The sequence below is a fragment of the Patulibacter ginsengiterrae genome (genome assembly GCF_056269115.1).
Genome location: NZ_JBWDOG010000006.1, coordinates 174,777 through 194,541, shown reverse-complemented (window position 1 = coordinate 194,541; position 19,765 = coordinate 174,777). Strand labels below are relative to the sequence as shown.

The window sequence follows — 19,765 nt, the reverse complement described above, 5'->3', positions numbered from 1 at the left end:
TCGCTTGATCTGGTCTGCTCGATTCGTGTAGAGCAAGATTCAAATGAACGGAATGTCGTATGTCTTTGAAGCGTTCTTTGTCAGTCGCTGTCGTGGCGTTGGCGGGTTTCGGGATCACCGTGTCCTCGGCTGGTGCGGTGCCGTATAGCGCCCCGGCGGGCATGCACAAGTTCACGATCGCGACCGGCGGCGTGGTGAACTGTTCGGCTGCGACGTACAACGGGGATGCAAACGGTTCGGGTGTGAGTCCGTTCGTTCCGGTGGTCAGCACGTGCATCGGGCCTCTCGGGCTCGCCGCCTCGGTATTCGCCTCCGGACTTCCGTTTCAGATCTCACTGACCTCGGCGACCGCGGGCAATCTGGTGATTCCGTTTGGTAGTCGACTCACCGTTCGGTTTCCGGCGGTTGGGTGTGACGTGGTCGTCGAGGGACCCCAGACCTCGTCGGGAGGCATCTCCTACCTGCTGGGCAACGTCGGCCTGAACGTCACGGGGTTGTCCTACCAGGCGACCGGATGCCCTCCGCAGCTGATTCCGGCGTCGGGGGTCCTGTCGTACGAGTCCCTGTCTCCGATCGCCATTCCCGGAATCTAGGCCGAGGGAGCGGGAGGGGCCTGGCCGGCCCCGGCCGACCGTCGGGTCGGTCCCCCCGTCAACGACCGGCTGGTGCGGCGCCGTCCTATCCTTGGTGGTGATGACCGTCCTCGATCCCCAGGCCGCGCTCGACGACCTGATCGCCCGTGCGCTCGCCGAAGACCTCGGCGACGGTGACGTGACCGCCCAGGCGACCGTGCCGGAGGGCCTGCGCGCCCGCGCGATCATCACCCAGAAGGCGCCGGGCGTGATCGCCGGGCTGAACGCCGCGATCCGCGTCTTCGAGACCGTCGACCCGACGCTGCTGGTCACCGACCCGACCGAGCAGGGCCCGTGGCGCGACGCCGGGCCGGTGCTGGAGATCGAGGGCTCCGCGCGCTCGATCGTGGCCGCCGAGCGGACCGCCCTGAACATCCTCGGCCGGCTCTCCGGCGTGGCGACGATGACCCGGCGCTACGTCGACGCCGTCGCGGGCACCCGTGCGGTCGTGCTCGACACCCGCAAGACGACCCCGGGGATGCGGCTGCTCGAGAAGCAGGCCGTGGTCACCGGTGGCGGCGCGAACCACCGGATCGGGCTCTTCGACCAGATCCTGATCAAGGAGAACCACGCCGAGATGGCCGGCGGCGTGGCGGTGGCCGTGGCGGCCGCCCACGCCCACCGTCCCGACCTGCCGCTCGAGGTCGAGTGCCAGGACCTCGACGAGGTCGCCGCCGCGCTCGAGGCCGGTGCGGGCATCGAGCGCTTCCGGATCCTGCTCGACAACATGACCCTCGACCAGCTGCGGGCCGCCGTCGCGCTGTCGGCCGGACGGGTGCCGCTGGAGGCCTCGGGCAACGTCTCGCTGGAGACGATCGGGGAGATCGCGGCGACCGGCGTAGACTTCATCTCGGCCGGTGCGCTCACCCATTCTGCGCCCGTGCTGGACCTGTCGTTGATTCTGGAGTCGCTCTCGTGACCACCCCGTTGCCGATGGCCGACGATCCCGTCCGGGCCGGCGTTCCCCCGCTGCCCGCGGACGAGCTTCGCGCGCTGCACGAGGAGATCCGCGCCCTCGCGGCCGCCAAGGACGCGGTCATCCTGGCCCACAACTACCAGCTGCCGGAGATCCAGGGCGTCGCCGACGTCGTCGGCGACTCGCTCGGCCTCTCGATCGAGGCCGCGAAGACCGACGCCCGGGTGATCGTCTTCTGCGGCGTGCACTTCATGGCCGAGTCGGCGTCGGTGCTGAGCCCGGAGAAGACCGTCCAGATCCCGGACGTCGACGCCGGCTGCTCGCTGGCCGACTCGATCACCGCCGACCAGCTGCGCGAGTGGCAGGCCAAGCACCCCGGCGCGATCACGGTGATGTACGTCAACACGACGGCGGACGTCAAGGCCCTGACCGACTACTGCGTGACCTCGTCCAACGCGGTCCCCGTGGTCCAGGAGATCTACCGCGAGCACGGGCCCGAGACCGAGATCCTGTTCGGGCCGGACATGTTCCTCGGCTCCTACGTGGCCAAGCAGGTGCCCCACCGCGAGGGCAGCTTCCACGTCTGGGACGGGGAGTGCCACGTCCACGCGGGGATCCGCCCGTCGGACATCGACCGCGTCCGCGGCGAGCACCCCGACGCCGAGTTCCTGATCCACCCCGAGTGCGGCTGCTCGACCCAGGCGATGGAGTACGTCGCCTCGGGCGACATCGACTCCTCCGGCGTCCACATGCTCTCGACCGGCGGGATGCTCGACTTCGCCGAGGCCGAGGCGGCCAAGCCGGTTCCGGCGTCGGGTCGCCGGACCGCGATCGTGGCGACCGAGACCGGGATGCTGCACCCGCTGCGGATGGCCGCGCCGGAGGTCGACTTCATCCCCGCGAACGTCGACGCCTCCTGCGGCTACATGAAGATGATCACGCTGGAGAAGGTCCGGGACTGCCTGCGCGACGGGACCGGCGTGGTCAAGGTCCCCGAGGAGATCGCCCAGCGGGCCCAGCTGCCGATCGAGCGGATGATCTCGATCGGCCGCGACGCGAACGCGCCGCTCGGGGGCGAGTAGCGGGTACGCGGCGCGTGTGTGGGGGTGCGGCCCGCACGAGGCGCCGCGGTGTTTGCGGTAGACAGGTGTCGTAGGGCGGGAGCGGGGTGGCCGGGGAAGGTGGTCGACCCCGCTATAACTCGCCGCCATGGCGCATGGTGCTTGCTTCCGCGAACGTCCATCCCGGGGGCGGTGGGGGGCTCTAGGACTGGTGGTGGCCGCGTCGCTGGCGCTGACGGCCACCACGGCGACGGCGGGGACCCTGACCGAGAACTTCGACGTCGGGATCGTCCCGACCGGCTGGTCGGGGGTCAACAACAGCGCGCCGCTCGGCAGCACCGGCTGGTCGCGCGGCGTGCCGCCGCCCACCGGTCCGTTCAACGCCCACGAGGGTGCGAACGACGCCTACATCACGGCGAACTTCAACAACACCACCGGGGGGACGGGCACGATCAGCAACTGGCTGATCACCCCGCTCCAGTCCGACCTCACCAGTGGCGACGCGTGGTCGTTCTACACCCGTGTTCCGGGTGTGGGCACGATCTACCCGGACCGGCTCGAGGTCCGCCTGTCGACCAACGGCTCCTGCTCCCCGGGGACGGGGCCCGGCAGCGTCGGCGACTTCACGACCGTGCTCCAGGAGATCAACCCGACCCTGACGACCACCGGCTATCCGTTCAGCTGGACGAGGTTCTCGGGCACCCTGGCGCCGATGGCGCCGGCCAGCGGCTGCTTCGCCTTCCGCTACCACGTGACGTCGGCCGGGCCGAGCGCCAGCTTCAGCGACTACATCGGGATCGACACGATCGCCCTCAGCGATGAGCCCGACGACGTGATCCCGGAGACCACGATCGGCTCGGGACCGACCGGAGCGGTCGCATCGAGCAACGCCACGTTCGGCTTCTCGGGTACCCCGGCACCGGGGATCAAGGGCTACGAGTGCCGGCTGGTCGGTGCGAGCCCGGCGACCTTCGCCGACTGCCCGGGGCCCACCAAGAGCTACACCGGCCTCGCCGACGGCGACTACAGCTTCGAGGTCCGCGCGGTCAGCCACGGCGACAACCTCGACCCGACGCCGGCCACTCGCCAGTTCACGGTCGACACGACACCGCCGGACACGCAGCTCAGCTCGGGGCCGAGCGGGACGGTCGCGTCCGCGGACGCGACGTTCACCTACGCCGGGACGCCGACGGCCGAGGTCGCCCGCTTCGAGTGCCGGATCGACGACGCCGTCTTCGCGACCTGCCCCGACGCGGGCACGTCGTTCTCCGGGCTGAGCGACGGCGCTCACCGCTTCGAGGTGCGGGCGGTCGATGCGGTCGGCAACGCCGATCCGACGCCGGCCGGTCGCGACTTCACGGTCGACACCACGGCCCCGGACACGGAGATCACGTCGGGGCCGAGCGGCACGACGGACGACACCACGCCGACCTTCGCCTACGCGGGGGCGCCGACCGCCGACGTCGACCGGTTCGAGTGCCGGGTCGACGACGCGGCCTTCGCGGCCTGCGCGGACGGCGAGACGACGCTCGCGGAGCTCGCCGACGGTGAGCATCGCTTCGAGGTGCGGGCGGTCGATGCGGTCGGCAACGCCGATCCGACGCCGGCCGGTCGCGACTTCACGGTCGACACCACGGCCCCGGACACCGAGATCACGTCGGGGCCGGAGGGACCGATCGCCCGGGACGAGGCGACGTTCGGCCACCGCGGGACGCCGGCCGATGAGGTCGACCATCTCGAGTGCCGGGTCGACGACGCGGCCTTCGCGGCCTGCGCGGACGACGAGACGACCTTGACGGAGCTGGCCGACGGCGATCACCGCTTCGAGGTCCGCGCGGTCGATGCGGTCGGCAACGCCGATCCGACGCCGGCCGGTCGCGACTTCACGGTCGACACGACGGCCCCGGAGACCGAGATCGCCGCCGGCCCGTCCGGCACGATCGTCGTTCGCGACGCGGCGTTCGCCTACGCCGGGACGCCGACGGCTGACGTCGAGGGGTTCGAGTGCCGGCTGGTCGGGAGCCCCAACGCGGAGACCTTCGCGAGCTGCCCGGCCGGCGGCCGCAGCTTCGCCGGGCTGGCTGACGGCAGCTACCGCTTCGAGGTCCGCGCGGTCGACGCGGTCGGCAATGCCGATCCGACGCCCGCGGTCCGCGAGCTCGTCGTCGCCGTGCCGCCGGTCGAGTCGACCCGCCCGGCGCCTGCTCCGCCGGTCGCCGACCGCGGCCCGGCTCCGAAGCTCGAGGGGCTGGCGCTGTCGTGGACCCGGCTGGCGCCGTCTGGCGACGGCTCGACGGTCACGGCCGTGCCGCGGGTCGCGGCCGGCGAGCGGCGGGCGAGCAGCGTGACGCTGAGGCTCTCGGCGCCCGCGACGTTGACGTTCGTGGTCCAGCGGGTCGACGAGGGCCGGACCGTGGGGGGACGCTGCCGGATCGGTCGGAGCTCCGGCACGGGCCGCGCCTGCGTCGAGTACCGGTCGCTGGACGGCGCGTTCACCCGCCGGGCGGCGGCGGGCGACTACCGGGCGATGTTCCGGGCTCGGCTGAACGGTCGCGCGCTGCCGATCGGGCGCTACCGCCTGACGGTCTACGCGACCGACGCGGCGGGCCAGCGCTCGCCGACCAGCCGGGTCGGCTTCCGGGTCGTGCCCTAGTCCCGGCGGCGGTCCGGCGGCCGATTGCGCCACCGGACCGTGGCGGGTCGTGCCCTAGGGGTCCGGCGGCGGCTGAGGACCGAGGCAGACCGGGGTCGACCCGGGGAGGCGCGGGGGCCGGGTGGCCGCCGGGGACCGGTCCGACCCGCAGACCGGGTCGGCCCGCAGACCGGGTCGGCCCGCAGACCGGGTCGGCCCGGGGAAGCCGGGCGGGTGGGTCCTTAAGCCGACCAGCCGAAGTCGTCGGCCTTCTGGGGGCCGACGCAGGCGACCGAGGCGATCGCCGGGTCGATCCGGCGGGCGACCTCGCGGACGTCGTCGAGGGTGACGGCGTCGAGCTCGGCGATCGTCCGGTCGGTGTCGAACTCCTCACCGTGGACGATCGATTGGCTGGCGGCGTGGCGGGCGACCGCACCGCTGTTCTCGAAGGCCAGCACCAGCCGGCCCGCGGTGTAGGCACGAGCGCGGTCGACCTCCTCGGCGGTCGGGCCGTCGTCGTGCAGCTCCTGGACGATCTCGCGCATCCGGCCGTAGGCCTCGACGCACTTGGTCGAGTCGAGGCCGGCCGAGAGCTGGAGCTGGGTGGTGTCGCCGAGCGACCAGGCCGACGCCGAGACCGAGTAGGCGAGGCCGCGCTGCTCACGGATCTCGTCGAACAGCCGCGAGCCCATCGACCCGCCGAGCAGGGTGCCGTAGATCGTCAGGGCCGCGCGGGTGGCCGGGTCGGAGGCGTCGAGCTCGGGCCGGTAGGCGATCCGCAGGTGCGACTGGTTGGTGTCGCGCTCCTCGATCACCGTGTCGGTGCTGGGGGCGGGGGCGGCCTCGGCGGCCTCGGGTGCGCCGAGGTCGGGGAAGCGGCCGAAGAGCTCGTGGAGCTTGGCCTCCTCCGGCAGATGGTCGACGGCACCGACGAGGAACGCGCCGCCGGTCCGGCCCGACCAACGGCGATCGCGGAAGCCGACGATCTGGTCGCGGGTGAAGGTCCGCAGGTGCTCCTCCGGACCGAGCACCGAACGCCCGAGCGGATGGTCGCCGAAGGCGGCCTGGTCGAGCAGCATCTCGGCCAGCGCCGACGGCTGGTCGTGGTAGCGGGCGATCTCCTGGATCACGACGCCGCGCTCCTTGTCGAGCTCCTCGGCGTCGAGCAGCGGCCGCCCGGCGAAGTCGGTCAGCAGGTCGAGCGCCTCGGCGGCGGCCTCGGCCCGGACCGTGATGTGGAACGCCACCATCGAGTGCGAGGTGTAGGCGTTGAGCATCCCGCCCATCCGCTCGGCCGTCTCGTTGACCTTGCGGTAGTGGTCGTAGATCTCCCCGCCCTTGAACACCAGGTGCTCGAGGAAGTGGGCGATGCCGTTCTCCTCGGGCCGCTCGGTGCGGGCCCCGGCGTCGAAGGCGACGAGGGCGGTCAGGGTGCGGGTTCCGGGAACGGCGATCCGGTGGACCGGCAGGCCGTTGGGGGCGACGGAGGAGGAGATCGACGGCATTCGCACGACGGTATCGCGTCGCGGGGCGCGGCCGGTCTGGATCGGGTCGCCGAGCGCCGATGCGGCGCGAGGGTCTCGGACGTCGCCAACCGACGCCGGCGGTCGTTGGCCACTCTTCGGACGACCCGAAGAGTGGTCAACGGCGGCCGTCGTTGGTTCTTCGGACGACCCGAAGAGTGGGCGAGCGATGGCGGCGGTCGTTGGTTCTTCGGACGACCCGAAGAGTGGGCGAGCGATTGCGGCGGTCGTCGGCGACTCTTCGGACGAGCCGAAGGGTGGGCAAGCGCGGCCCGGTCCTGCCGCGGGTGGTTCGGCCGTCGTTCTGCCACCGTCACGGTGGACAACGCATCGCGGAGCGCCGTGGGCGGCACTCGGGTCGGCGTACGCGTGCGCCTTCGGGGCGCTGGCGACAGGCCGCCGTCGGCGTACGCAATCCGTCTTGCACGGGCCTCCTGGATGCAGGAGAACGGTCCGTCCGGTGCAACTCTGGGAGCTGTATGGCTGCTTCGCGCTCCACCACCGACCGCCAGCGTGCGGCTGCTGCCCGTCAGGCGGCGCACGCTGCCACGCTCAGCGGCTCTCCGGCCGCCGCCCCCGCCCCGATCGTCTCGCGGGCCCCAGACGCGGTGATCGAGTTCCGCAACGTCACCAAGGCGTACGACAACACCTCGGCCGGCGTCCGTGACACGTCGTTCGCCGTCCACCGCGGTGAGTTCCTGTTCCTCGTCGGCCAGACCGGTGCGGGCAAGTCGACGCTGATGAAGCTCCTGCTCAAGGAGTTCGAGCCCGACGCCGGGCTGATCCGGGTCGCCGGCCGCGACCTCTCCGAGATCACGCGCAAGAAGGTCCCGTACTACCGCCGCAACCTCGGCGTGGTCTTCCAGGACTTCAAGCTCCTGCCGAACCGGACCGTCTACGACAACGTCGCCTACGCGCTCCAGGTGACCGGCGCGCACCGCAAGCAGATCCGCCGCCAGGTGCCCGACGTCCTGCGCCTGACCGGGCTCTCGACCAAGCTCCACAACTACCCGCACCAGCTCTCGGGCGGCGAGCAGCAGCGCGTCAGCATCGCGCGGGCGTTCGTCAACCACCCGCCGCTGCTGCTGGCCGACGAGCCGACCGGCAACCTCGATCCCGACACCACGATCGGGATCATGCAGCTGCTCTACCGCATCAACAAGACCGGCACGACGGTGGTCGTCGCGACCCACGACGAGGGCATGGTCAACCGGATGCGCCGCCGCGTGATCGAGCTGCAGGGCGGCCAGATCATCCGCGACGAGATCGCCGGCAGCTACGGCAGCCAGCCGACCAGCGAGTCGACCGCCGAGTTCGGCGCGCTCCTGCGGGGCGAGCCGGCGCCCGCGCCGCAGCGTCGCGGCGTCCTGCCGGCCGATGCCGCCGACCTCTTCGACGAAGCGTTCTCGGAGTAGTCCGCTCCGACCAGCCCGCCTGCTCCCCGCCGTCCGCGCGGGGAGCGGAACCGCACCTTTCGCCCCACCGAGGAACCCGATGAACCGCGTCACCTTCTTCTTCAAGGAAGCGCTCCGCTCGATCGGACGCAACCCGATCCCGAGCTTCGCCGCCCTGATGGCCGTGCTGATCACGGTCCTCGTGCTGGGGATCTTCATCCCGGCCGTCCAGCTGGCCAACGGCGCCGCCGACGACGTCCGCGGCCGCGTCAGCGTCAACGTCTTCATGAAGACCACGGCCGACAAGGCCGAGGTCGCCCGGGTCGCGGCGCGGCTGAAGAACGACACGCCGCACGTCAAGAGCGTCGAGTTCGTCTCCAAGGCCCAGGCCTACGCCGAGCAGAAGAAGCAGAACCCGGAGGCCTACCAGCTGCTGGGCAAGGAGAACCCGCTGCCGGACACCTTCCGGGTCACGCCGGACAACGCCTCGAACGTCGCGGCGCTCGAGGCGTCGCTGCAGCCGCCGAGCGTCAGCGGCAAGGCGAAGCCGTTCGACAGCGCGATCGGCAGCGTCAAGGCGGGCAAGAACGAGACCAACAAGATCGTCAAGATCACCGGCGCGGTCAAGCTCTCACTCGGTCTGCTCGGCGGGCTCCTGATCATCGCCTCGGTGCTGCTGATCTCGAACACGATCCGGCTCTCGCTGTTCTCCCGCCGGCGCGAGGTCGAGGTCATGAAGCTGGTCGGCGCGACCGACTCGTTCATCCGCTGGCCGTTCGTGATCGAGGGCCTGATGCTCGGTGCGATCGGCGGCGGGATCGCGATCCTGATGCTCGGCCTCGCCAAGCTCACGATCCTCAACCAGCTCGAGGGGATCGCGACCCTGATCTCGCGTCCCGACATGATCCAGTTCGGGCCGCTGATCCTGCTCCTGATCGTCGCCAGCGTCGGGGTCTCCGCCGCCGGCTCGGCGCTCTCGCTGCGCCGCTTCCTGCGGGTCTGATCGCTCGCCGGACGGGCGGGGGCGTCCCGTCCGGCATGCTGTGGTGGTGTCGTTCAGCTCACGGGTCCTCCGCGCCACCCTCGCCGTCCTCGCGCTGTTCGCCGTCGTAGGCCTGATCTTCTCCGCCGGGGCGTGGGTGGGGGCGAACCAGCCGCAGTCGCTGCCGAGCGTGATCCGCGACCGGGTCGTCGATGCCGACGGCCCCGGGGCGATCAACGAGGCGTACGGGGTGATCCGCGACGAGTACTACCGCGATCCCGGCAAGCGCGAGCTCGTCGACGACGCGATCGGGGGGATGGTCAAGGGGCTTGACGATCGCTTCTCGAACTACTTCGATCCGAAGGCCTACCGCCAGTTCCAGCAGAGCCAGGACAACCGCTTCGACGGGATCGGCGTGGTCGTCTCCCAGGACCCGCGGGGGCTCAAGATCACCCAGGTCTACCCCAACTCGCCGGCGAAGGCGGCGGGGCTGCGGGTCGGCGACCTGATCGTCGAGGCGGGCGGCAGGCCCTTGAAGGGCCTGCCGAGCACCCGGGCCTCCGACTACGTCCGCGGACCGGCGGGCACCCGCGTGAAGCTGGGGATCGTCCGCACCGTCGACGGTCGCGAGAAGCAGCTGGAGATCACCTCCGAGCGCAAGCCGGTCGAGATCCCGATCGTGGCCTCGCGGATGCGGCGGGAGGGCAAGGACCAGGTCGCGGTCGTCCGCCTCTCGCAGTTCACCAACGGCGCCGCCGAGCAGGTCGGGCGGGCGTTCGAGAAGCTCCAGAAGCGCGGCGCCGACCGCTTCGTGCTCGACCTCCGCTCGAACCCGGGCGGCCTGGTCAACGAGGCCCAGGGCCTCGCCAGCCTGTTCCTGAAGGGCGGCACCGTGGTCACGCTGCGCGGCCGGACCCTGGGCACCCAGACCTACCCGGCGGGCAAGCACCCGGAGTTCCCGAAGCAGCCGCTGGCGGTGCTCGTCGACCGGGGCTCGGCCTCGGCCGCGGAGATCGTCACCGGGGCGCTCCAGGACCGCAAGCGGGCCACGATCGTCGGGACCCGGACCTACGGCAAGGGCGTCTTCCAGCGGGTCGTGCCGCTCTCGAGCGGCGGTGCCCTCGACATCACCGCCGGCCAGTACTTCACCCCCAACGGACGCAACCTCGGAGGCAAGGGGACCAAGCGCGGCCAGGGCCTCGCCCCGGACGTGGTCGCGCAGGACGACCCGAAGACGCCGCGGGTTGACGAGGGCGTCGACCGCGCCCTGACCGTGGTCGCCAAGGAACAGACCTCCTGATGGCCGGCAAGCCGAAGGGCCGGGGAACGAAGAAGGGCAAGGGACCGGCGGGCAAGGGCGGCAAGAAGCCGAGCCGCGGCAAGGGGCCGAAGCACCCGAAGCCGGGACGCAAGCAGGAGGACGGTCGTCACGCACGGCCCGGGGACCGCGACGGTGCCCCGCCCGCCCGGGCCGGCTCGGGTGGGGATCGCCGCGACCGCGGAGCAGCGGCCGGGCCGGAGCTGACCCGCAACGGCCAGCCGATGCTGCCGCGCGACGTCTGGAAGGACGAGGGTCCGGGCGGCCCCGTGGTCGGCGTGCTCCGCCGGCGCGGCAAGCTCGTCGTCGCCGAACCGCTCTTCGATCGCGGCCGCTCGGTCTCGGTCGACCGCGGCGGACGCGGCGGGAAGGACGCCGCCGACGGCCGGATCGTGCTGCTGGGGCCGAGCGGGGGCTCGCGGGCCGCGCGTGGTCGCCGGACCAAGGGCCACCGGATCGTCCGCGAGATCGGCTCGCCCGACGTCGCGCGCGACGTGCTCGAGGCGCTGCTGCTCGACCGCGGGCTGCCGCGACGGGTGGCGCGGGCGGTCGGGATCGAGGCCGAGGGCGTGGCCGCGGGCCCGATCGGCGAGGACGAGATCGAGCGCCACGACCTGCGCGCCCTGTCGACGTTCACGATCGACCCGGTCACCGCCCGCGACTTCGACGACGCGATCAGCGCCGAGCAGGTCGATCCCGACGACGCCCGCCGTTGCCGGGTCTGGGTCCACATCGCCGACGTCGCCGCCTACGTGCGGCCGGGCGGGGCGATCGACGCCGACGCCCGCTGGCGGGGGACCAGCGTCTACGTCCCGGGGACCGTCGAGCCGATGCTGCCGCCGGCGCTCTCCAACGACGCCTGCTCGCTGGTCCCCGGGGTCGACCGGCTCGCGGTCACGATCGAGCTCGACTTCGACGGCGGCAGCGTCAGGCGGGCGACCGTCTACCGCTCGCGGATCCATTCCGACGCGCGACTTGACTACGACCAGGTCGACCGGATCTTCGCCGGCAGCGAACGGGCCGAGGACCCGTGGGGCGGGCCCTTGGACGTCGCCCGCCGGGTTGCGCTGGCGCTCCAGGAGCGGCGTACGCAGACCACGACCGCGCTCGAGCTGGACACCGGCGAGCCGCAGTTCCGGTTCGACGACGACGGGCACGTGGTCGGCATTCACGTCGAGCGGGCGACCGAGGCCCACCGGCTGATCGAGCACTTGATGATCGCCGCCAACGAGCAGGTCGCCCGCCTGCTGACCGAGGCCAACGTGCCGACCCTGCACCGGGTCCACGGGCTGCCGGAGGTCTCGTCGGTCGAGCGGTTGGCGGAGCAGCTGGCGACGCTCGGGATCCCGGGGGCGGCCGGCGACCTGCTCGGCGAGTCCGCGACCCGTGAGCAGGCCGCCGCCGCGGTCTCCGAGATCTCGAAGCGGGTCGACGCCCACGTCCGCCGCACCGGCCACGGCCGCGCCGGTCTCTCGTACCTCGTGCTGCGGGCGCTCCAGCAGGCTCGCTACGAGCCCAAGGGCCTCGGCCACGCGGGCCTCGGGCTGCGGTACTACTGCCACTTCACGTCGCCGATCCGGCGCTATCCCGACCTGATCACCCACCGCGCGATCCTCTCGCTGGTCGGGGCCGGGGAATCGGCCCCGGCCGGCTCGTCGAGTCGGCTCGAGGAGCTGGGGATCTGGTGCTCGGCGACCGAGCGCGAGGCGATGCAGATCGAGCGTACGGCCGACCAGGTCGCCCGGGCGTTCCTGCTCCACAAGGTCCTGTTCGAGCACGGCTGGGAGCAGCGGTTCTCGGGCGAGGTCGTCGGGCTGGCCCCGGCGGGCGCGTTCGTGCGCTTCGGGGGCGGCACGCTCGACGACGAGGCGTTCGAGGGGCTGGTGCCCGTGCGGCGGCTCGAGGGCGACTGGTGGGAGCTGGACGAGCTCGGGACGATCCTGGTCGGGACGCGCTCCGGCGGCACGTTGCGGATCGGCGATCCGATCGAGGTGACCGTCGACCGGGTCGAGCCGGAGCGGGGGCGGGTCTCGCTGAACCCCGTCCCGCGCTGACCAGGCTGAGGGCACGACGGCGAGCGGCCCCGCGCCAGTACGCTCGGTCCGTATGGCCAAGGGCAAGAAGAAGCCGTCGGGAGGCGACTACGGCAACAACCGCCAGGCGCGCTTCCGCTACGAGCTGCTCGAGCGGCTGGAGTGCGGGATCGTGCTCGCGGGCACCGAGGTCAAGGCGCTGCGCTCGGTCGGCTGTCAGATGGGCGACAGCTACGTCGACGTCCGCAACGACGAGCTGTGGCTGCGCAACCTCCGGATCGACCCGTACGCGCCGGCCGCGATGAACAACCACCAGCCGGACCGGCCGCGCAAGCTGCTGGCCCACCGGCGGGAGATCGACCGGCTGCTCGGCCTGGCCAAGCAGAACGGGCTCACGCTGATCCCGACCCGGATCTATCCCGAGGGTCGCCGGATCAAGGTCGAGGTGGCGCTGGCCCGGGGCAAGAACGTCGCCGACAAGCGCCAGGACATGAAGGAGCGGGACCAGCAGCGCGAGATGCAGCGGGCGATCCGCGACAGCAACCGCTGAGGGGTACGGTGTGCGCCGGGGGGACCCACTAAGGGCGCCCAAATACCCTGTGCTACCGTCGGTGTGCCAGCGGTGACCCGGGCGATCGGTCGACGGTCGTCATCGGTCCGCCGCGGATCGCCGATGTTCGACGCCGCGCCCGCCACGACCCGCTTCGCCAGCCGCTCCGGCCGGCTGCTCGCGGTCACGGCCGCGGTCGTGACGTTGGCCGCCGTCCCAACACCACCCGGCGTCCCGGCGCTCGGTCCGGCTCCGGCCTCGGCGGCGTCCTCGGGAACCAGCATCGACGCGACCCTGCGGTTCCTCCAGGACGCGCAGCAGCGCGACGGTGGGTTCACGGCCAAGGCCGGGGACAAGCTCTCGAATCCCTTCGCCAGCGTGTGGGCGGCGCTCGCGCTCGCGTCGGCGGGGATCAACCCGAAGGACCAGCCCGGCACGGGCACCTCGGCCTGGAAGTACCTGACCGGCAACGCCGCCGCCCTCAACGACACCGCGGACGCGGCGCGACTGCTGCTGGTGGCCCGCGCCGCGGGCGAGAGCGGCCGCTCGGTCGGCGGCATCGACCTCGTCGCGCTGCTCCAGAGCCGGCAGCAGCCCGACGGCTCGTTCGCGACGGCGGTCGACGGGGTGCGGGTCGACGCGACCGCGTTCGCCGTGATGGCGCTGGCCGCAGCCTCCGGCAGCGAGGCGTCGGCCGCCGCCGGTCGCGGAGCCGACTGGCTGGAGTCGATCCACGGCCTCGGGCGGGGCTGGGGGGAGACCGCCGACGGCCCGGAGCGGATCGACGTGACCGGGGTCGTGCTCCAGGCCCTGAGCGCCGTCGGGCGCACGAAGGCGGCCAAGGACGCGGCCAACAACGGCTTCCTGAGCGAGAACCTCGACGCGTCCGGCAGCGGTGGCTTCCCGCTCGAACGCGGTGGCAAGGTCGACCCGGTGGCGACCGCGTGGGCGCTCCAGGGCCTGCGAGCAGCGGGGATCGACCCGTCCGCATGGGGCCCCGATGCGCTGACCTACCTGCGCGACGTGCGTCGGTCCTCGGACGGCAGCGTCGACGGCTCGGTCATGCGGACGGCCCAGGTGACGGCGGCGCTCAACCGCCGGACCTTCCCGCTCGCGGCGGTCGCGCGGGCACCCGCCACCCCGGCCAAGACGGAGGAGAAGCCGACGCCCCGCAAGGAGCCCGAGCGCGACCGCCCGACCTCGACGGCCGGCGCGGGCGCGGGCACCGGGTCGACCAGCAGCGGCTCGGGCGACGGGGTGACCACCGGTGGGGGTGGCAGCGGCGCCGACGTCTACCAGGGCGCCCAGTCCGGCAGCGCCGGCTCGACGGCCGGAGCGGCCGGCTCGACGACCCCCACGGGGGCGGCTTCGGGCGCGCGCGGCACCGGCGGCTCGACGACCAGCGAGCAGACGACCGCCCCGACCCCGAAGAAGAAGCAGGAGCAGCCGGCGACGACGGGCAACGGAGGTCAGGAGGTCTCCGGCACGGTCGTCAGCGGCACCCAGGACACCGACGACGCGTCGGCGGCCGGGCTGCGTTCGGCCGGTGCCGGCGACGGCGACGGGAATCCGTGGGTGACCCGCGGCCTCGGCGGCGCGCTGGTGCTCGTGGCCGCGCTCGGCGCGGTGATCGAGCGTCGGCGGCCGCGCCGGCGGGTCTTCTCGATCACCGAGGTCGAGGGCCCGCTGCTCGACGTGCCCGCGACGCGACGCGGGTGGCTCCGGACCGGGGCCGCGGGCGAGAGCGGCTTCCGCGCACGCTTCCGCCGCCGGGATCCTGGCGTGATCACCGACGTGACCCCGAGCGACGACGCGGTGGCCGCGTCGACCGCGACCGCCACCCCGGTACGGCTCTAGGGGCGCCGGGGCGCCGGGGCGCCGGGGCGCCGGGGCGCCGGGGCGCCCGAGGGAGCGGGGGCGCCTGAGGGACGCCGGGGCGCCTGAGGACGCCGGGCCGCCCGAGGGACGCGGGGCGGCCCGCTTCCGCGGGCCGGCCTCCACGGGCCGCTCTAGGCGCTGATCGCGCCCGCCTCGATCGCGGCCGCCTCGGCCTGGTCGAGCTGCTCGCGCACGAGCGCCAGGCCACTGCGCCAGAAGTCGGGATCGGTCAGGTCGAGGCCGGCGATCGCGACCAGGTCCTCCGGCGACTTGGATCCGCCGGCCGCCAGCAGCTCGAGGTACTTGGGGGCGAACGACGCCCCCTGCTTGCGGTACTGGCCGTAGACGGAGAGCGCCATCAGCTGGCCGTACGCGTAGGCGTAGACGTAGCCGGGGGTCCCGATGAAGTGGGGCACGTACGACCACCACGAGCGGTAGCCGTCGGTGATGTCGACCGCGTCGCCGAGCATCGCCTCCTGGCTGGCGTGCCAGAGCTCGCCGAAGCGCTCGGTCGAGAGCTCGCCCTCCTCGCGGCGGGCGGTGTGGACCGCGTGCTCGAAGCGGTTCATCGCCGTCTGCCGGAAGATCGTGGCGATCGAGCCCTCGATCTGCTCCGAGAGCAAGCCCAGCCGCGCCTGCGGCTCGGTCGTCGCCTGCAGCAGCCGGTCGAAGACCAGCGTCTCACCGAAGACCGAGGCGGTCTCGGCCAGGGTCAGCGGCGTGGTCTGCTCGAACGGGCCGCGGTCCCGGGCGAGGTAGGCGTGGATCCCGTGGCCGAGCTCGTGGGCGAGGGTCAGCACGTCGCGTCGGCGGCTGGTCCAGTTGAGCAGCACGTACGGGTGGTGCGACGGCACCGTGTAGGAGCAGAACGCGCCGCCGCGCTTGCCGGGGCGGACGGGGGCGTCGATCCAGCCCTCGCCGACGAACTTGCGCGCGACGTCACCCATCTGCGGCGCGAACGCGTCGAAGCTGGTGAAGACGAGGTCGGTCGCCTCGTTCCACGAGAACTCCTGCTCGTCGGCGGCGGTGACCGAGGCCATCCGGTCGTAGTCGGCGAGCTGGTCGACGCCGAGGATCTTGGCCTTCAGCTTGTACCAGCGCTGCGGAACGTCGTAGGCCTCCTGGACCGCGTCGACGAGCGCCTGCACCGACGCGTCGCTGGCCTCGTTGGCGAGGTTGCGCGAGGCGAGCCAGGACGGGTACTTGCGCAGTCGGTCCTCGACGGCCTTGTCCTGCAGCAGCGTGTTGAAGATGAACGAGCGCGTCCGCAGGCCGGGGGCGAGCGCCTTGGTGACCGCCTCGGCGACCTTGCGGCGGGTCTCGCGGTCGGGGTTGGTCAGCTGCGACAGCGCGACGTCGAGCGGCGCCGTGGTCGTCTCGCCGTCGCCGACCTCCGACAGGTCGACCTCGATCACCGACGTCAGCTCGTCGAACAGCCGGTCCCAGGCGCCGCGGCTGGAGGAGGCCTTCTCGGCCAGGATCCGCTCCTCGGGCTCGGTCAGCAGGTGCGGCTTCTCGCGGCGGACGGTCCGCAGGTAGTGGCGGGCCTTCTCGAGCCCGTCGGCGCCGAGCAGCTGCTCGGCGTGCCCGTCGTCGAGCGCCGTCCACTCGAGCTCGAAGAACAGCAGCTTGGTCTGGACGGCGGTCCCGCGCTCCTCGACCAGCGCGAGCAGGGCGCCGTGCTCGGGCTTGGTCGTGTCCTCGGCGAACTTGAGCGAGGCGTAGGAGGCGGCGCGGCCGATCAGGTCGGACAGCTCGGCCAACGCGCCGATCGCCGCCGACAGCCCGGCGCCGTCGAGCTCGGCGACCTTGCCCTGGTAGGCGGCGGCGAACGCGTCGGCGTGGGTGGTGGCCTCGTCGAGCAGCCGCTTGACGCCGTCGGGACCCTCGCCATGGACCAGGGTCTCCAGGTCCCAGGCGACGTCAGTGTGCTCGACGGTCGTGCTCATGGCCCAAGCCTACGGGGTGCGGACGCGGCTCCGCCAGCAACGGCGCGGCGCCGCTGGACGCTCGTTGGGCCCGTCGTGCGGAGGCGGTTGGCGGGGGAGGCGGCTGGGTGGCGGGGCGGCGGTCGGGTTGGGGGGCGGGTTGGCGGGGCGGCAGGTTGGCAGGGCTGCGGGGTGGCGGGGCCGCGGGTTGGCGGGGGGCGGGGACCGCGGGCACCGAGCCGATGCGGATTTAGGGTCTATACGACAGTCAATCCGCATCAGCAGCCGCCCCTCCCGTCACCGGCGACCCCCGCCCCGTCACCGTCCCGCCCCGTCACCGCCGCCCCCTCCCGTCACCGCCCCTCCCATCACCGCCGGTGGCCGCCGTTCTCCCTGGTCCGCGGGCGACCACGGCGGCGTACCGGTAGCGTCGCGGCGGTGCCTGCCCCGAGCGAGTTGGAGACCCCGCGCCTGCGGCTCCGCCAGTGGCGGGCCGGCGACCGGGTGCCGTTTGCGGCGCTCAACGCCGATCCCGAGGTCATGCGCCACATCGGTTCGGGGGCGCTCGGCCGGGCGGGCAGCGACGAGCTGCTGAACCGGCTGCGACGCGAGTGGACCCGGACCGGCCACGGGCTGTGGGCCCTGGAGCGGCGCTCCGACGAGGCGCTGCTGGGCTTCTGCGGGCTGGCGGTGCCCGGCTTCCTTCCGCAGGTCCTGCCGGCGGTCGAGATCGGCTGGCGGCTCCGTCGCGACGCCTGGGGCCACGGCTATGCGACCGAGGCCGCCCGGGCCGCGCTGGCGTCCGGCTGGCGGGACCTGGGGCTGGCGCAGGTGATCAGCATCATCCACCCGGACAACGAGCGCTCGCTGGCGGTCGCCGAGCGGCTCGGGATGCGGGTCACGGGCCGGACCCGGCACGTCCCGACCGGCTGGGAGGTGCTCGTCCTGCGGGTCGACCGACCCGAGCCCGGTCAGGCGGGACCGGTCGGCGACGAGACCGCGGTGCCGTCGGTCGTGCCGGATCCGTCGTCGGGACCCGACGGCGCTTCGATCCCGTCCCAGTAGGGACGCGCTTCAGCCTCCGCGAAGAACAGCCAGAGGCCGCCCTCGCCCTCCGGCGGCCGCTCGGCGAGGCCGACCTTGCCCTCGTCCGGGTAGACGACGACGTCGGGGTCGCCGTTGGTCGAGACGGTGAGGAAGCGGACCGTCTGCTCGCCGCGGTTGACGAGCTGGTGGGCTCCGGCCTCGCCGCGGGGGAACGCGACCACCTCGCCCTCGGCGAGCCGCCGCCAGCCGTTCGGGGTGCGCAGGTGCGGCCGGCCGGCCAGCACCACCAGCAGCTCCTCCTCGCCGAGGTGCAGGTGGTAGGGGTAGGCCGCCTGCCCGGGGCCGATCTCGAACACGCTGGCCCCCAGCCGCCGGGCTCCGGCGGCACGCCCGACGCGGGCACGGCGCGCACGGTAGCCGTCGATCCGCGGGTGGACGCGCTCCTCGTCCCAGGCCGGGTCCAGGGCGTTGGGGCGGACGGGTTCTGGGTCGGTGGCGGACATCGGCGCGACGATAGCGGCCGCGTCCGCTTCGGTGTACGACGTCCGGCGCGCTGGCGCAGCCCGGTCCGTCGGCCGGCGAGGCCGACGCTCGCACGGTGATCGGGCGCGTTGCCGCCCATCTGTCGTCCCGGGCCGCCATGATTGCCCGCTCATGCCTCCGTCCGAACCCGCGCCGCGGCTGGCCCTCGACCAGCTGAGCCTCATCGCCCTCCGTCTGGGGCTGATCGGACTCGTCGGCTACGGGATCCTGCGGGTCTGGGGCGATCTCCAGTTCATCCTGCTGCCGTTCGCGATCGCGGTGCTGCTGTCGGCGCTGCTGTCGCCGCTCGCGCAGTGGCTGAGCGGTCCGCTGCGGATGCCGCGCTGGATCGCGGCGATCGTGACCGTGCTGCTGACGATCTTCTTCGTCGTCGGGATCCTGACCTGGGTCACGCCGGACATCGTCCGCCAGACCCAGGACCTGGCGACCCAGGTCGAGGACGGGATCAAGCAGCTCCCGAGCCTCCTGCACGACCTCGGCCTGAAGGACTCGGACGTCCAGCGGTTCACCACCTCGCTGACCGACAAGCTCCAGGACTCGATCGGCACGATCGGCGGGCAGCTCAGCAGCGGCGTGCTCTCCGCCGCCCAGGGGGTGGCCAGCGTCGCCGCCAGCATCTTCCTCGCGCTGATGATGCTGATCTACCTGCTGATCGACGGGGATGGCTTCTGGCGGGGCTTCCTGCGCTTCATCCCGGCCGACCGGCGCGAGGCCTGGCACCAGGGCGGTCGCCGCTCGTGGACGGCCGTGACCCACTTCGTCCGCAGCCAGGTGCTGGTGGCGGCGATCGACGGGATCGGGATCGGCGTCGGGCTCTGGATCCTCGGCATCCCGTTGGCGCTGCCGCTCGGGGTGCTGACGTTCATCGTCGCGTTCCTGCCCTACATCGGGGCGATCCTCGCCGGGATGACCGCGGCCCTGGTCGCGCTCTCGACCAACGGGGTCGAGGGCATGATCGGCGCGATCATCGTGACCGTGATCGTCCAGCAGATCGAGGGCAACGTCCTCTACCCGCTGCTGATCGGTCGTTCGGTCCGGCTCCACCCGCTGACGGTGCTGCTGGCGGTCGGTGCCGGGAGCGCGCTGCTGGGGATCGTCGGAGCGTTCCTCGCGACCCCGCTGGTGGCGGCGGTCGCGGCCGGGGCGGGGTGGCTCGAGGAGGACGAGGACGTCGGCGCTCCGGCCCCGGAGGACCTGGCGGAGACTGATGCGGAGGCGGACGACGGCGGGCCACCGGGAGCTGGCCCGGGGGTCGGCGACGGCGGCTCGACCTCGGCGGCGTAGCCGCGACCGTACGCGCCGGCGGGGCACGCCGGCGCCGCGCCGGT

At 72.8% G+C, this 19,765-nt stretch carries 15 protein-coding genes; 12 read left to right on the top strand and 3 right to left on the bottom strand.

Translation table 11 applies throughout. The annotated features are described in order from the left end of the window. Nucleotides 1-59 precede the first annotated feature (59 nt). The 4 genes from ACVUH9_RS11185 (at nt 60) to ACVUH9_RS11170 (ending at nt 5,262) form a co-directional block, all read left to right on the top strand. The gene (locus ACVUH9_RS11185) at nt 60-593 is read left to right on the top strand and encodes a hypothetical protein (RefSeq protein WP_475756860.1); all 534 of its coding nucleotides are present in this window, start codon (nt 60-62) and stop codon (nt 591-593) included. A gap of 100 nt (nt 594-693) precedes the next feature. Beyond that, entirely contained in the window at nt 694-1,551 is an 858-nt protein-coding gene (gene nadC / locus ACVUH9_RS11180) for a carboxylating nicotinate-nucleotide diphosphorylase (protein WP_475756858.1), read from the top strand. Between the two features lie 14 nt (nt 1,552-1,565). After that, entirely contained in the window at nt 1,566-2,630 is a 1,065-nt protein-coding gene (nadA, locus tag ACVUH9_RS11175) for a quinolinate synthase NadA (RefSeq protein WP_475756965.1), read from the top strand. Nucleotides 2,631-2,823: 193 nt separating this feature from the next. After that, nucleotides 2,824-5,262 carry a choice-of-anchor J domain-containing protein gene (locus ACVUH9_RS11170; protein ID WP_475756857.1) on the top strand — a complete coding sequence of 813 codons (2,439 nt, stop codon included), beginning with the start codon at nt 2,824-2,826 and terminating at the stop codon, nt 5,260-5,262. A gap of 221 nt (nt 5,263-5,483) precedes the next feature. Here the strand turns inward: ACVUH9_RS11170 and ACVUH9_RS11165 are convergent, their stop codons facing one another. Continuing rightward, nucleotides 5,484-6,746 (bottom strand): M16 family metallopeptidase, encoded by a 1,263-nt coding sequence (locus tag ACVUH9_RS11165; RefSeq protein WP_475756855.1) that lies wholly within the window; start codon nt 6,744-6,746, stop codon nt 5,484-5,486. Nucleotides 6,747-7,243: 497 nt separating this feature from the next. On the opposite strand from ACVUH9_RS11165, the gene ftsE reads away from it, so the two are divergent. The 6 genes from ftsE (at nt 7,244) to ACVUH9_RS11135 (ending at nt 14,898) form a co-directional block, all read left to right on the top strand. After that, entirely contained in the window at nt 7,244-8,179 is a 936-nt protein-coding gene (gene ftsE / locus ACVUH9_RS11160) for a cell division ATP-binding protein FtsE (protein ID WP_475756853.1), read from the top strand. Nucleotides 8,180-8,258: 79 nt separating this feature from the next. Then, nucleotides 8,259-9,161 carry a permease-like cell division protein FtsX gene (locus ACVUH9_RS11155; RefSeq protein WP_475756851.1) on the top strand — a complete coding sequence of 301 codons (903 nt, stop codon included), beginning with the start codon at nt 8,259-8,261 and terminating at the stop codon, nt 9,159-9,161. 46 nt (nt 9,162-9,207) lie between these two features. Continuing rightward, nucleotides 9,208-10,440, top strand: a complete 1,233-nt coding sequence (locus ACVUH9_RS11150) for a S41 family peptidase (RefSeq protein ID WP_475756850.1) — start codon at nt 9,208-9,210, stop codon at nt 10,438-10,440. Next, nucleotides 10,440-12,512, top strand: a complete 2,073-nt coding sequence (locus tag ACVUH9_RS11145) for a ribonuclease R family protein (protein ID WP_475756848.1) — start codon at nt 10,440-10,442, stop codon at nt 12,510-12,512. The genes ACVUH9_RS11150 and ACVUH9_RS11145 overlap by 1 nt, the downstream gene beginning before the upstream one ends. A gap of 52 nt (nt 12,513-12,564) precedes the next feature. After that, the gene (gene smpB, locus ACVUH9_RS11140) at nt 12,565-13,041 is read left to right on the top strand and encodes an SsrA-binding protein SmpB (protein WP_475756846.1); all 477 of its coding nucleotides are present in this window, start codon (nt 12,565-12,567) and stop codon (nt 13,039-13,041) included. Nucleotides 13,042-13,164: 123 nt separating this feature from the next. Next, the gene (locus ACVUH9_RS11135; protein ID WP_475756844.1) at nt 13,165-14,898 is read left to right on the top strand and encodes a prenyltransferase/squalene oxidase repeat-containing protein; all 1,734 of its coding nucleotides are present in this window, start codon (nt 13,165-13,167) and stop codon (nt 14,896-14,898) included. A 152-nt stretch (nt 14,899-15,050) separates the two neighbouring features. On the opposite strand, the gene ACVUH9_RS11130 is transcribed toward ACVUH9_RS11135, so the two are convergent. Then, complete coding sequence (locus ACVUH9_RS11130; protein ID WP_475756842.1) at nt 15,051-16,868, bottom strand: M3 family oligoendopeptidase; 1,818 nt, start codon at nt 16,866-16,868, stop codon at nt 15,051-15,053. Nucleotides 16,869-17,285: 417 nt separating this feature from the next. On the opposite strand from ACVUH9_RS11130, the gene ACVUH9_RS11125 reads away from it, so the two are divergent. Further along, nucleotides 17,286-17,912 (top strand): GNAT family N-acetyltransferase, encoded by a 627-nt coding sequence (locus ACVUH9_RS11125; RefSeq protein ID WP_475756840.1) that lies wholly within the window; start codon nt 17,286-17,288, stop codon nt 17,910-17,912. Here ACVUH9_RS11125 and ACVUH9_RS11120 read toward each other — a convergent pair. Beyond that, complete coding sequence (locus tag ACVUH9_RS11120) at nt 17,819-18,397, bottom strand: cupin domain-containing protein (RefSeq protein ID WP_475756838.1); 579 nt, start codon at nt 18,395-18,397, stop codon at nt 17,819-17,821. The two genes, ACVUH9_RS11125 and ACVUH9_RS11120, sit on opposite strands and share 94 nt — an antisense overlap. Nucleotides 18,398-18,548: 151 nt before the next feature. On the opposite strand from ACVUH9_RS11120, the gene ACVUH9_RS11115 reads away from it, so the two are divergent. Next, nucleotides 18,549-19,721, top strand: coding sequence for an AI-2E family transporter (locus ACVUH9_RS11115; protein WP_475756836.1), 1,173 nt, complete (start codon nt 18,549-18,551; stop codon nt 19,719-19,721). The last annotated feature ends 44 nt before the right edge of the window (nt 19,722-19,765 follow it).

What these genes read in the sequence shown, in the direction of transcription:
- ACVUH9_RS11145 (WP_475756848.1), top strand. Translation starts at nt 10,440, where the DNA reads ATGGCCGGCAAGCCGAAGGGCCGGGGAACGAAGAAGGGCAAGGGACCG.
- nadC (WP_475756858.1), top strand. Translation starts at nt 694, where the DNA reads ATGACCGTCCTCGATCCCCAGGCCGCGCTCGACGACCTGATCGCCCGT.
- nadA (WP_475756965.1), top strand. Translation starts at nt 1,566, where the DNA reads ATGGCCGACGATCCCGTCCGGGCCGGCGTTCCCCCGCTGCCCGCGGAC.
- ACVUH9_RS11165 (WP_475756855.1), bottom strand. Translation starts at nt 6,746, where the DNA reads ATGCCGTCGATCTCCTCCTCCGTCGCCCCCAACGGCCTGCCGGTCCAC.
- ACVUH9_RS11185 (WP_475756860.1), top strand. Translation starts at nt 60, where the DNA reads ATGTCTTTGAAGCGTTCTTTGTCAGTCGCTGTCGTGGCGTTGGCGGGT.
- ACVUH9_RS11130 (WP_475756842.1), bottom strand. Translation starts at nt 16,868, where the DNA reads ATGAGCACGACCGTCGAGCACACTGACGTCGCCTGGGACCTGGAGACC.
- ACVUH9_RS11155 (WP_475756851.1), top strand. Translation starts at nt 8,259, where the DNA reads ATGAACCGCGTCACCTTCTTCTTCAAGGAAGCGCTCCGCTCGATCGGA.
- ftsE (WP_475756853.1), top strand. Translation starts at nt 7,244, where the DNA reads ATGGCTGCTTCGCGCTCCACCACCGACCGCCAGCGTGCGGCTGCTGCC.
- ACVUH9_RS11135 (WP_475756844.1), top strand. Translation starts at nt 13,165, where the DNA reads ATGTTCGACGCCGCGCCCGCCACGACCCGCTTCGCCAGCCGCTCCGGC.
- ACVUH9_RS11115 (WP_475756836.1), top strand. Translation starts at nt 18,549, where the DNA reads ATGCCTCCGTCCGAACCCGCGCCGCGGCTGGCCCTCGACCAGCTGAGC.
- ACVUH9_RS11120 (WP_475756838.1), bottom strand. Translation starts at nt 18,397, where the DNA reads ATGTCCGCCACCGACCCAGAACCCGTCCGCCCCAACGCCCTGGACCCG.
- smpB (WP_475756846.1), top strand. Translation starts at nt 12,565, where the DNA reads ATGGCCAAGGGCAAGAAGAAGCCGTCGGGAGGCGACTACGGCAACAAC.